This is a genomic window from Marinobacter maritimus, assembly GCF_007671675.1.
Lineage (GTDB): Bacteria > Pseudomonadota > Gammaproteobacteria > Pseudomonadales > Oleiphilaceae > Marinobacter > Marinobacter maritimus.
Map to the genome: position 1 here is coordinate 462565 of NZ_VCGW01000003.1, position 12848 is coordinate 475412.

Consider the following 12848-nt stretch of genomic DNA (forward strand, 5'->3'; position numbering starts at 1 on the left):
GACTTCAGGGAGAAATGGCCGGTCAGGCTTTAGGCATGGGCAGTTTCGGTAGTCCGTTATCGTTTGCCAGCCCCTGCATCATAAGTTTTATACTCATTTCCTCGTCGCCCATGTGAGCGCTCAGGCGGCTTAGCTCTGCCAAACCTTCCCTGCTGCGGCGTAACCTCAAACTCGTTTCGAAATACTCCCGCGCCTTGCCCCAGAGCTCGTTGCGCAGGCTCAGTCGGCCAAGTGCCAGCAACAGTTCTGCATTGTTCGGCCGGTCTTTTAACCACTGTTCGGCGGCAAGAAGCTGTTCGTCCGGCATGCGTCCTTCAATCCGACCATAGAGATTAACCAGGTCGTCACTCCAGTGATTGTGCAGAACTTTTCGGAGCAAAGTTTCCGTCTGTTCCTCATCGCCCAGATTCGCCAGCAGGCGCGCGTAGTCCCCGATGGTTTTCTCGTCGCGGCGCAGAAAGCCTGGCAGCTCATCCCAAAGGCGGGTGAGTGGTTCCAGTGACGTGTTCGGATTCTCCTTCTGCTGGCGCCGGCAGTCTTCCGCCGCCTGCTCCAGCAAGTTGTGCCATACCTGGCGCTCCAGTTCACCCAGCTCGTTTTCCGGAAGCACACTGCGCTTGCGCAGCTCTGGCAGCAGTTTTGCCAGTTCGCGCCAGTCTTCGAGACGCAGGTAAGTGTTTTTCAGAAGCTTGAGCACAAAGGGATGATGCGGAGACTGCTTGCGCAGGCGTACCAGCGTCGCCAGAGCCTGCTCCTGGCGGTTGCCGGCAAGTTGCAGCTGGGCCTGGGTAATACCAACGGCCATATCCGAACCCGGCGTGCTTTCATACGCCTTTCTTAGCAGTATATCTACGGCTTCGTGGTCGCCGCATTCAAAAGCGGCCTGCGCTGCCGCCAGATAGTTGATCAGGGGGGTGTCAGCATTGCCGGCTCCTGATGTAAGCATTTTGCGTGCTCTTGGCCAATTGCCTTCCGCCAATGCAAGCAGGCCCTGTGTTGTGCGCCGGCGTGCCCGTCGTTCCTTGCTGCGGGAGACCCAGTTGGCCACCAGTCCACCACCTTGGCGCATACGGCGTATCATGCCGATGGTCAGCACAATCAATGCGACCAAGGCAATGAGTAATGCGAGACCGACCCAGAAGTTGGTTTCAATCAGGTAGTGACCGAGGCTGATGCGGATGTAACCCAGGTCGTACTGCAACCCAAGGGAAAGACCGGTGCCGATTAGCAGGGCAAACAGAACGATCAGAATCAGGCGAATCATGAATCATCGCCTCCGTTACCTTTTTCCAGCCGGCCTGCGAGCCGTTCTTTGAGCAGGTCCAGGGATTTGCTGATGTCGGGGAGGTCCGGGGCGACGTTGCGTGTGGCCAGCTCTGCAAGCGTGCTGCTCAGAGCGCTCACTCGTGGATTGCTCGCGTCGTACCAGTCGTCAACGGCCGCCTGGGCCTTGATAAGCGCACGCTCATACAGGGGTTGGTTGCCCCTGAGCACGGCCATTTCCGATTCTTCCAACATCAGTTGCAGGTTCAGCCGCGCATAGGCGCTCTGATCCGGGGACAACAACGGCTTCACCGACTCATCCAGGCGACGAACCACAACAACTTGCATCAGGGTAGATTTGAATGTCTGCCAACCTCTGGCCAGAATTCCAGGCTCTCCGCCGGCTTCAGGGTCGTCTTCTGCCTGTGAGCCGCCGACAAACCCAGGCGCCTGTTCGCTGATAAGCGCCTGGTCGGTGAGCTGGTGAACGCTGTCGATGGCAGCTTCGAGGGTGAGGTAAAGGCCGGTCCTGTCGACACTGGAGATGCCTTTGAGCGCCAGAATTTCACGAGCCAGCTGCTGGCGAACAGGGTACACACCAATATCGTCAGACTCTGTGAGCACTTCATCGGCAGCCTCGAGTGCGGAAAGAGCACCGCGAATGTCTTTTTCGATTAACAGCCGCTGGTTGGCAATGCGCAGCAGGTATTCAGCCTCCGCAAGCAACCAGTCGGTGCGAGTGCGGTTTCCGGCTTCCAGAAGCTCGCGGGCATTGTGATCAATCTGCCGCTGCTGGGTAGCGATCAATTCCCGCTGGGACGATAGCTTGTCTTCGAGGGACTGAAGGCGCTGGCCTTGTTGGCTGCCACGATCGCCATAAAGGTTCTCAAGCTGGGCGGTATCCTGCTGCAGGTTGCTCAGTGTTTGCATCGTAGCCTGTTGGCCGTTCCATTGCTGCCAGTTCCAGACAGCCAGCGCTGCAACGCTGATGAGGGCGATGATAGCGATAACCCAGACCGGCCAGATTTTCTGTCGGGCAGGTTGCTCTTGGGCAATCGGGGCGAGTAATTGTTTTGTTGTTTCAGTCACGGGCATCCTTACTTTGCTTTTCCGGAGCCACCGTCCCGGCCTGCCAGTTGTTCTGCGACGGCGTCCACGATGTCATTATCGGCAAGGCTTCCTGGTATACACGGAGCGTTGAATCCCGCATTGTGAGCCTGATCGGCAATGCGCCGGGCGGGCACAATAACGAGTCTATCGTATAGATTATGGCTGCAATTCGCACTTAGTGCGATGAGATTGTTCAGGGTTTCTCCGGAGAGCGCAATAATGGCTTCCGGCGCAAACTCCTCCAGCGCTGTGTTGATCTGCGCGGGTGTGTAATTCGGGCAGAATCTTCGGTAAAGCGGCATCACCGTAACTCGTGCGCCGCGTGCCTCCAAAGTTCTCCGGGTCAGCTCACGCCCCTCTTCGCCACGGGCCACGAGTACTCGTTCACCATCGAAATGTGCCAGCGAGGGCAGTTCCAGAAGCGCCTCGCTGGTCCAGCCTTCGTCGGGCTTGCGCGGGGTTAGTCCGTACTCTGCAAGTGCCTTGGCTGTGCCTGCTCCCACGCCGTACCAGTTCAGGCCGGCCGGGAGTTGGGGCCACCAGGTGTCCAGCTCTTCCAGTAACAGACGAGCCGCATAGGGGCTGACAGCAATAACATGGGAGAACTCATCGAGACTGAGAAGGGTGGTTCGCCGTTCCGGCGTTTCTGGCAGGGGTTCTCGAACGACCAGCGGGAATATATGGGTCTCGGCGCCGGCAGCTTGAAACTGCCGGGCCAGGCGCGACGCTTCCGGCTCCGGCCGGCAAATCAGAACGCGCCGGCCGGCCAGGCACGTCGATTCAGTGCGGAGTGTGGCCATAAATTTCAGCCAGTATTTTGTCTGCGCCCATAGCCAGAAGATCTTCGGCCAGTTCACGGCCCAGGCGTTCGCCGTCAGCCCGGGGTGCACGACCTTCCACGCGGAGGATCTGGGTGCCGTTAACCGCACCAACCAGTGCCCGCAGCCATAAAGTGTCGTCGTTTTCCAGCAAGGCATAGGCCGCGATAGGTACTTGGCAGCCGCCTTCAAGGCGACGGTTAAGTGCTCGCTCCGCCCTCACTCGGTCGGCTGTGTCCGTATGGTTCAGGGGTTCCAGCATGGCGCGCAGCTCGTCATCATCAAGCCGGCATTCAATGCCAAGAGCGCCCTGGCCAACAGCTGGCAGTGACACGGTGTCTGGCATGGAGTAACGAATGCGGTCCTGGAAGCCCAGGCGCTTGAGGCCAGAGCTCGCCAGCACAATAGCGTCGTAGTCGCCGGCGTCGAGCTTGGCCAGGCGAGTATTCACGTTACCCCGCAGAACCCGGATTTCCAGGTCCGGTCGGTAAGCGCGAAGCTGGGATTCCCGGCGCAGGCTGGCGGTGCCAACTATGGCGCCTTGGGGTAGGGCGTCCACGTTATCGTAATGATTGCTGACAAAAGCATCTGTCGGGTCTTCCCGTTCGCAGTAAGCAACCAGGCCCAGGCCTTCGGGAAACGCCATGGGTACGTCTTTCATTGAGTGCACAGCAAGATCCGCGCGGCCATCGAGCATGGCTTCCTCCAGCTCTTTTACAAAGAGGCCTTTGCCGCCGATTTTCGCCAGTGGAACATCAAGGATCTTGTCCCCCTGGGTTTTGATCTTGACGAGCTCGACAATCACGTTGTCATGGAGCCGTTCCAGCTCGGCTTTGATAAATTCTGCCTGCCATAGCGCGAGGGCGCTGCTGCGGGTTGCAACACGAAGGGTTCGTTTGGACATGATGCTCACTGTCGGTTCTGAAAATGTTCGCCAAGGTTACCTTGTGGCGTCGTAAAAGTCCCGTGGATGCCTGCGTTACATCGCCCGCTGCGGCAGGGTTTGTAGCGTCGGCCACACTTAGCCCGGTTGTTGCCCTTGAAGCCATTGGCGCACATTGCTGGCGTGCCGGCGACTTACCTGAAGTTCCCCCAGGTTGTCTCTGAGCGATACCAGATTGTGGCCCTCCGATGTGCGCTTCAAAGCCTGAATAAAGCGCACACCGACCAGTGTGTTGCGATGAATTCGGAGCAACTGGCGCGGATAGGCGTTTTCCAGTTCTTTCAGGGTGTAGTCGGAGACAGCCTCGCCACGGGAATGGTGAATGGTTACGTATTTCTGATCCGCCTGACAATAGCGGATCCCGGCTATATCGATCAGCTCGGTGCCCCTGTGAGTGCGAACGGCCAGTTGCTCGTTTCCTGCGGTATTCCTGCCTGCGCTGTTGTCGACGGGCTCTCCCGAAAATGCCTGCAGCTGCACTCGGTTGACCCTCCCGGCTCGGGCAAGAGCTTCTTCCAGCGCCTGCTTGCGAACAGGTTTCAGCAGGTAGGCTATGGCCTGCACATCAAAAGCCTGAATGGCGTAGCTGTCGTATGCCGTACAAAAAATGATAGCAGGTGGGCTGTTGAGCTTGCTCAGGTGTGCTGCCACCTCCATGCCGTCGAGGCCGGGCATGCGTATGTCGAGCAGCAGGATATCCGGTTGCAGCTCTGCTACCTGAGCGAGCGCCGCATCGCCGTCTCCGGCTTCGCCGCAAACCTGGTAACCCGGCAAGTCATCGGCCAGCCGCCGGAGGCGCCCACGGGCAAGGGGTTCATCGTCAACGATCAGAATCTTCTGTTTTGTCATGGATGCTGTGTGGTTTTTGGTAGCCTTAAGGTCACCGTGTAAACGTCTCCCTGATGGCTGTGCTTGAGAACGGCCGGATCCCCGAACAGGGCTTGCAGTCGTGCTTGTATATTGCTCAGTGCCATACGATTGCCGTTGTGCAAGCTACCATTGCCATCGGGCTTGGGGTTTTGCACCAGCAGATACACGAAGTTGCCGCGTGCTTCTGCTTCGATGCGCACAGTGCCACCCTCCGGGCGGGGCTGTATGCCGTGATACACCGCGTTCTCTACCAAAGGCTGCAGTGTCAAAGGTGGAATGGCCTGGCGTTCCAATCCTTCGGCAATGTGCCATTCCAACTTCAGGCGCGGGCCAAGGCGCAGGGCTTCGATAGCGAGATAACGTTGGCAAAGTTCAAGTTCTTTTGCCAGTGGTATGAGTTGGTCGCCGGTGCGCAAGCTGGCACGAAAGAGCTCGGACAGGTCCAGAACGGCCTCTTCGGCCTGCTCCGGGTCTGTCGCAATAAGGCTGGCGATGGTGTTCATGCTGTTAAACAGGAAATGTGGTTGTATGCGTGCTTGCAGCGCAGCCAGGTGCGCCTGCATTTCTGCTTCCCGTTGTTGCTGCCATTGGTGTTGCAGGTAGAAATAGCGCAGAACCATAAGAACAATTAACAGCGCCAGCAACAGTTTTTTGGCAATCGCCAGCCAGTCGATGATCCCTGGCTGAGGGTGCAGAACGTTGTCGGCAAACAGGCTAAAGGCGAGTACGTCCAACATTACGATCGTTGCTATCGCGAGGGTGGCGCGGGGCACTGAAATTCTGGCCAGCCTGTGTCGCAGCAAACAGATCAGCGCAGCGCTGGTAAGGGTGGTCCATTGCACGAACAGCGACAGTAGCGCGAAATAGTTCCAGTCAATCCAGCCATCGCTAGCCTGAACAATAGCCAGCACCAGCACCAGCAGCTCGCTGGTAATAAGCAGCATGAATACCGATCGCACCCGGCACAGATCCGGTACGAAGAAATCCTGTGTGGTGGCCGCTTTGTCCCCGTGCAGGGGAGTCTCTTTTGTCCGGGTCAGAATGCTATACTCCCGCAACGTTCAATGTACCCAGTTCCCGCCAGATAATGCCGGGCTGCCAGCAGGAAAGATAGACCATGACGGATCAGAAAAAACCTGACCAGGCCACAACCTCCGAAAAACCCTGGGGCGGGCGCTTCAGCGAACCCACAGATGCATTCGTGGAACGCTTTACGGCGTCTGTAGGGTTTGATCAGCGCCTGTACCATCACGACATCACCGGTTCCATCGCCCACGCGACCATGCTCGCCGAGGTCGGCGTTCTGACGATGGATGAGCGCGATCTTATTATTGAAGGTCTGAACGGCGTAAAAGAAGATGTTGAGGCCGGGCGCTTTGAATGGTCCGTAAGCCTTGAAGATGTTCATATGAATATTGAAGCCCGGTTAACGGATCGCATTGGTATCACGGGTAAGAAGCTGCACACAGGCCGCAGCCGCAATGATCAGGTGGCCACGGATATCCGTCTGTATCTGCGCGATGAAATTGACGTGATTGCCGAGGAGCTTCGGCGCCTGCAGTCTGGCCTGCTGGATCTCGCCGAACGCGAAGCCGAAACCATCATGCCCGGTTTTACCCATCTCCAGACCGCGCAGCCGGTTACCTTTGGGCACCACCTTCTGGCCTGGTATGAGATGCTGGTTCGCGACGCTGAGCGTCTGCAGGACTGCCGCAAGCGCGTAAACGTGATGCCGCTGGGCGCAGCGGCACTGGCCGGTACCACCTACCCGATTGACCGTGCCATGACTGCCCGGTTGCTGGGCTTCGACCGACCCTCGGAAAACTCCCTGGATTCGGTCAGTGACCGGGATTTTGCCATTGAGTTCTGCAGCTTCGCGGCCTTGCTGATGACGCACATGTCCCGCTTCAGTGAAGAGCTCGTGTTGTGGACTTCAGCGCAGTTTGATTTTATTGATCTGCCGGATCGCTTTTGCACGGGTTCTTCAATCATGCCCCAGAAAAAGAACCCCGATGTGCCTGAGCTTGTGCGGGGCAAAACAGGACGGGTGACCGGCCATCTGATGTCCTTGCTCATACTGATGAAAAGCCAGCCATTGGCGTACAACAAGGATAACCAGGAAGACAAAGAGCCATTGTTCGACACGGTCGATACCATCAAAGGGTGTTTGAAAGCCTACGCCGACATGGTCCCGGCTATTCGTGCCAAAGCCGATAACATGCGCGTAGCGGCCAAGCGCGGTTTCTCGACCGCGACGGATCTGGCGGATTATCTGGTCAAGAAGGGCATGCCTTTCCGGGACGCCCATGAAGTTGTGGGTACGGCAGTGGCTTTCGGTGTCGCCGAAGAACGGGATCTTTCAGATATGACCATCGAAGAGCTCAAGCGCTTTTCTGGCACCATCAGCGAGGATGTATTCGACGTGTTGACTCTCGAAGGCTCGGTTCAGGCCCGTGATCACTTGGGTGGCACGGCACCTGTTCAGGTGCGGGCGGCGGTTGCTCGCGCACGAAGTCTTCTCGGCTGAACCCACCTTGCCCGGATTGGGAAAACCTTTCTCAAGGAGCCGCCTTGACCGTACAGGCAAGACCGATTGCCCTGGATTTTGATGCGGGCATTGATCGCAAAACCCTGCGCCGTCTGCGGGACAGGTTTCTTGTGGTTAATCGCCAGCGCTGGGAAAGGGCGCGCTCATCGCTCACCCATCGGCAGCAGGTGGTGCTTGAGGTTTTGCCGTTGGTGTTTCATACCAATCATCCGGCTCTGCCCGGCTATCTGGACGCTGATTGCCCCTATGGCCTGAGCCACTACCGACCGGAACCGGCAACCATAGGTGCTGCAAGACGGCTGGCGCGTACCTTCAGTATTCGCGACGAAGGCCGGCGCCGGGCTGATCTGGAGGCACTGTTTCTCATGGGTAGCCCTGGTACCCTTGGGCACTCTGTCGCCAGTGACCTGGATGTCTGGCTGTGTCATCGGGACGACCTTCAGGAACCCGGTGTCCGGCGCCTTGAGCGCAAGGCCGCGAAGCTCACAGAGTGGGCCTCTTCCTTTGGCATTGAGCTGCATGTTTTCGTGTTCGCTGCGGCCGACTGGCGGCAAGGCCGGCAGCGCGCTGAGGTGAGTGGTGAAAACTGCGGCAGCGCCCAGCACTACCTGTTGCTCGATGAGTTTTATCGCACCGGGATCCACTTGGGTGGCTGTTACCCGCTTTGGTGGCTCATTCCCTCTGAACAGGAAGGCCGCTATCAGGAATGTGTCAGCAAGCTGGTGGATTACCGGTTTATTCGTGGCAACGAATACATCGATTTCGGCGCAGTGCCTGTCATCCCGGCCAGTGAGTTTCTCGGCGCCGGTGTTTGGCAACTCTATAAGGGCATTGATGCGCCCTGGAAGTCTATCCTGAAGTTGTTGCTTATCGAATGCTACGCGCAGACTCAGGATCAGCCGGTTTTGTCACGGGTGTTCAAGCAGTCGGTATTCAGCGGCATCACCGATGTGGATGTTCTGGATCCATATGTCATGTTGTATCAACGCCTTGAGCAGTGGCTGACCGCAGCAGAAGCCGAGTCGAGGCTGGACCTGGTGCGCCGCAGTTTGTATGTCAAAGCGGGGCTGCCGCTGACCCGGATCGGCGCGGCGGACCAGCAGGGAGCAGAGCCCTGGCGAGGTCGGCTTTTGAGGAAGCTTGTGGCCGGCTGGGAATGGCCGGAAAAACACATCGAAGCGCTGGATAATCGGCAGCGTTGGCGGGCAGAAGAAGTCTCTTCATTGCGCCGCGTGGTGGTGTCGGAGCTAACTCACAGTTACCGGCTGCTCTCCAAAATGGCTCGTGATCACGGCGAACAGTCCGCGATCAGCGCAAACGACATCAACTTGTTGGGCCGCAAACTCTACGCAGCGTTTCAGCGCAAGGCTGGAAAGATTGAGCATATTAATCCGGGACTGGCCCCTTCGCTGACAGAGGAGAATCTTGCATTTCACCATCAGTCAGAGCAGGGCGGCGCAGGAACAGGGTGGTTGTTGTACCGTGATCTGGAAGATCCATCAGACGCCTTCTGGCAGCCTGTTATCCGGCGCTCCGGAAATCTTGCGGAACTCGTGGCCTGGTGCTACTACAACGGGTTGCTGACTCGCTCTACTCGCCTTAACGTCCGTTCCGGGCAGGGCATCGCGTCCGTCAGTGAACTGCGGGAAATGCTGGATGCGCTTACGGGTTTCGTGCCCTTTCCTGTTTTGCCAGCCGGGCGGGAGGCTCTTGCCCGTGGCGTTCACCCGCTGCGCAACCTTCTTCTGGTCAATGTAGGTGTTGATCCGCAATCCCGCCTTACGGAACGTGGGCTGCACAAGCTCAGTGCCAGGCATGATTCGCTGGGGTTCAGTGGCGGGCGTGAAAACCTGGTTATTACCATTGATCAGATCACGCTTAACAGCTGGCACGAGGTCAGCCTTCAGCACTACGCCTCCGGTGATACCCTGATTCAGTGCCTGAAAAATGTCCTTGCTTCAGTTGCCCTCGCTCCCCGCAACGTTCCCGGTATTGAAGTACACGGTCACAATCGGGGTCATGGCAGCGCTATTGCACGGAGGGTGCGGGAGCTGTTTGCCGATGTGTTGCGCCAGTTTTTTGCCGGAGGCACCGGACCACATCCTTTGCGTTACGTGATCGAAATGGATCACCGGTACTTTCTGCTGGAGTTCAGTGGCACCGAACCCGGTTTCATAGCTCTGGAAAGCCGGGCGGCCCTGATGGAGTGTCTTGCTCAGCCCCGGGACGTCTACCTGCCGGTGGTGTTTGATCGCCACGCACTGCTGGACAGCCCGGCTTTGCGGGCTGCCTGCCAAGCCAGTCAGCCGGACAGCATTCAGGTGTTTTACGCTCTTCGGGGCGGGCGCGCGCAGATCCAGGTGATTGATGAGCGAGGTTCGCTGTTCGGCTGGGATCAGCCGATTACCAGTCGCCGCCATCTGCTGACACCGCTGTTGCGATTTCTGGAAAACCTGGTTGAGCGACGCACGCTGCGCAACCGCGAGGGTCCGGTGGCTCTGGCCGGAGTGCGGTGCTATGAATTGGTCGCAAACAACGGCCAATGGCGCCCGGAATATCGGCCGCAAGCCGATACCGGAGCCCCTTTGTCAGGGCTTGAAGTGCAAGCGGTGGGTGTGCAGGAAGGCGATAGCCGAGTTCGCTTTGATCTCTACTGTGGCGAGCAGGAGTTTACGGTACTGCAATACGGTGACCAGCTCATTCCCGCGGTTGCCCATTATATCCACTCACTGCGCCAGAGCCGTGATCGCTATCCGGTTTACCTTACGGATGTGCACCTGCCCCATGATCTGGATCCAAGGGTGTATCAGCAGGATATACAGACCAGCCAGTACCTCTATTACCGGGCTTTTCTGGAGGATGCCCTGAACCATGAGCTGGAAGCGCTTCGATAGCCCTTCGCCCTCGCCGTGCGGGCCGCGGGTCAGGTATACTTTGGTCATTATAAACTCAGGGGTGGCAAGTATGCGCGCGTGGACACTGCCGATCGCGATTCTGGTTGTGGCGGTCACACTCGGTGGCTGTGGCCAGAAAGGGCCGTTATACCGGGAGAATCCGGAAGCGTCAGCCGGCCAGTACCAGACTCCGCTACACGATCAGGAACCTAATGGATCATTTTAACTACCGTGACGGCGAGCTTTACGCCGAAGATGTGGCTGTTTCTGCCATTGCCGAACGCTTTGGTACGCCGGCTTATGTATATTCCCGGGCCACGCTGGAGCGTCATTACAAATCCTACGACGAAGCCCTGAAAAAGCGCGAGCTTCTCGTTTGCTATGCCGTCAAAGCCAACAGTAATCTTGCGGTGCTGAATGTGCTGGCGCGCCTGGGTGCAGGTTTTGACATTGTATCCGCTGGAGAACTGGAGCGCGTTTTGCGTGCTGGTGGCGACGCTGCCAAAGTGGTTTTTTCCGGTGTCGGTAAACAGGAATGGGAAATGCGCCGGGCCCTGGAGGCGGGTGTTCGCTGTTTTAACGTGGAATCCGACACCGAGCTGGACCGGCTAAATGCCGTGGCTGGTGAGCTGGGCGTCAAAGCTCCAGTCTCGCTGCGCGTGAACCCGGATGTCGATGCCGGTACGCATCCATACATTTCCACGGGCCTGAAAGAGAACAAGTTCGGCATCGATATCGCAGAAGCACCGGCTGTTTACGCCCGGGCTGCGGCATTGCCAAACCTGGACATCAAAGGCGTGGATTGCCACATCGGCTCGCAGCTTACATCGATTGCTCCATTCATGGACGCCCTCGATCGCGTATTAGAGCTGGTTGATGCCCTGGCCGAAGGCGGCATTCATATCCGGCACCTGGATATGGGCGGTGGCCTGGGCGTTACCTACGACGACGAACAGCCGCCTGAGCCGTCCGAATATGTTCGGGCTCTGGATGAGCGTATTGGTGATCGTAAACTGTCGCTGATATTGGAGCCGGGTCGGTCAATTGCGGCTAATGCCGGCATATTGCTTACCCGAGTCGAGTTCCTGAAGTGCACGGAACACCGCAACTTTGCGATTATTGATGCTGCCATGAACGATCTGATCCGACCTGCGCTTTACAGCGCCTGGCAGGCTATTGTGCCAGCGCAGCCTCATCAGGACGTTGAAGAAAAGATCTGGGATCTGGTTGGCCCTGTATGTGAAACCGGGGATTTTCTTGGTAAAGACCGGCCTCTCCGGCTCCGGGCTGGCGATCTCCTTGCTGTGCGTTCTGCCGGCGCCTATGGGTTCGTGATGAGTTCCAATTACAACACCCGCAACCGCCCACCGGAACTGATGGTCGACGGAGAGCAGGTGCATACTGTTCGCCGTCGCGAGACCATTGAGGATCAGCTTGCACCAGAAAGCTGCCTGCCGGCATGAGCGGAGAGCGGGAGATGATCCAGCATCGCAGAAGCCAGGGGCCCCTGCTCCGGTTCAGTAAAATGCACGGCCTGGGCAACGACTTTATGGTGGTGGATGCCATCAGTCAGCCTTTTCGGCTGGGCCCTGAGTTGATCCGGGAACTGGCCGACAGGAATTTTGGTATCGGTTTCGATCAGCTGCTGGTTGTAGAGCCTCCCGGTTTGCCGGATGTGGATTTCCGTTATCGCATTTTCAACGCTGACGGCTCCGAGGTGGAGCAGTGCGGCAATGGAGCCAGGTGTTTCGCGAAGTTTGTCCGTGATCAGCGCTTGACCAACAAAAAGAACGTTCGGGTCCAGACCGCCGCAGGAGTGATTGAGCTGCGGGTAGGCAAAGACGGCATGGTGATGGTCAACATGGGTGTGCCTGAACTGAGCCCGGCGGCTATTCCTTTCGACGCTGAACAACGCAAAAACGTGTACACCCTGGAAACGGGTGCGGGAGTGGTTGAGCTCAGCGCTGTTTCCATGGGTAATCCTCACGCGGTTATTCTGGTTGATGATGTGGATACAGCGCCGGTTGCAGATTTGGGGCCACTTCTTGAAAGCCACCCCCGGTTCCCGTCCCGCGCCAACATCGGTTTTTTGCAGATAGTCAGCCGCAGCCATGCACGCCTCAGAGTCTATGAACGTGGTTCGGGCGAAACCCTGGCGTGTGGCAGCGGCGCCTGTGCTGCCGTGGTGGCCGGGTGTTTGCGTGGCCTGCTCGACAAGCGCGTAGAGGTGGATTTGCGCGGGGGCCGGCTGGTCATTGAATGGCAGGGTGAAGGGACGCCTGTTATGATGGAAGGGCCCGCCACAAGTGTATTTGAAGGGCAGTTACGACTGCCCGGTGAGCCAGGTGGTAATCGGCGCCGAAGGCCCGGCCGCCCACACAAACAACGGATCTGAAAGCCAG

Annotated in this window: 11 protein-coding genes; 5 read left to right on the forward strand and 6 right to left on the reverse strand. The window is 57.9% G+C overall.

Going from position 1 to position 12848, the window contains the following annotated elements; translation table 11 throughout:
* Nucleotides 1–22: 22 nt before the first annotated feature.
* The 6 genes from FFI90_RS14260 to FFI90_RS14285 form a co-directional block, all read right to left on the reverse strand.
* Nucleotides 23–1264, reverse strand: a complete 1242-nt coding sequence (locus FFI90_RS14260; protein ID WP_144778723.1) for a heme biosynthesis HemY N-terminal domain-containing protein — start codon at nt 1262–1264, stop codon at nt 23–25.
* Complete coding sequence (locus FFI90_RS14265; protein WP_144778724.1) at nt 1261–2358, reverse strand: uroporphyrinogen-III C-methyltransferase; 1098 nt, start codon at nt 2356–2358, stop codon at nt 1261–1263. The genes FFI90_RS14260 and FFI90_RS14265 overlap by 4 nt, the downstream gene beginning before the upstream one ends.
* Before the next feature lie 2 nt (nt 2359–2360).
* The gene (locus FFI90_RS14270) at nt 2361–3173 is read right to left on the reverse strand and encodes a uroporphyrinogen-III synthase (RefSeq protein ID WP_144778725.1); all 813 of its coding nucleotides are present in this window, start codon (nt 3171–3173) and stop codon (nt 2361–2363) included.
* Nucleotides 3154–4095: a hydroxymethylbilane synthase gene (hemC, locus tag FFI90_RS14275; RefSeq protein WP_144778726.1), complete on the reverse strand. Its 942-nt coding sequence runs from the start codon at nt 4093–4095 to the stop codon at nt 3154–3156. Before hemC ends, FFI90_RS14270 begins: the two co-directional genes overlap by 20 nt.
* A gap of 117 nt (nt 4096–4212) precedes the next feature.
* Entirely contained in the window at nt 4213–4983 is a 771-nt protein-coding gene (locus FFI90_RS14280) for a LytR/AlgR family response regulator transcription factor (RefSeq protein WP_144778727.1), read from the reverse strand.
* Complete coding sequence (locus FFI90_RS14285) at nt 4980–6062, reverse strand: sensor histidine kinase (protein ID WP_425463106.1); 1083 nt, start codon at nt 6060–6062, stop codon at nt 4980–4982. Before FFI90_RS14285 ends, FFI90_RS14280 begins: the two co-directional genes overlap by 4 nt.
* Nucleotides 6063–6121: 59 nt before the next feature.
* Here FFI90_RS14285 and argH point away from each other — a divergent pair, with 59 nt between their 5' ends.
* The 5 genes from argH to dapF all read left to right on the forward strand — a co-directional run bounded on the left by argH (nt 6122) and on the right by dapF (nt 12841).
* Nucleotides 6122–7531 (forward strand): argininosuccinate lyase, encoded by a 1410-nt coding sequence (gene argH / locus FFI90_RS14290; protein ID WP_144778728.1) that lies wholly within the window; start codon nt 6122–6124, stop codon nt 7529–7531.
* A gap of 44 nt (nt 7532–7575) precedes the next feature.
* Entirely contained in the window at nt 7576–10446 is a 2871-nt protein-coding gene (locus FFI90_RS14295; protein WP_144778729.1) for a class I adenylate cyclase, read from the forward strand.
* 70 nt (nt 10447–10516) lie between these two features.
* Nucleotides 10517–10672, forward strand: coding sequence for an LPS translocon maturation chaperone LptM (gene lptM, locus FFI90_RS14300; protein WP_144778730.1), 156 nt, complete (start codon nt 10517–10519; stop codon nt 10670–10672).
* Nucleotides 10659–11909 (forward strand): diaminopimelate decarboxylase, encoded by a 1251-nt coding sequence (lysA, locus tag FFI90_RS14305; RefSeq protein WP_144778731.1) that lies wholly within the window; start codon nt 10659–10661, stop codon nt 11907–11909. Before lptM ends, lysA begins: the two co-directional genes overlap by 14 nt.
* A 14-nt stretch (nt 11910–11923) precedes the next feature.
* Entirely contained in the window at nt 11924–12841 is a 918-nt protein-coding gene (gene dapF / locus FFI90_RS14310; protein ID WP_144778732.1) for a diaminopimelate epimerase, read from the forward strand.
* The last annotated feature ends 7 nt before the right edge of the window (nt 12842–12848 follow it).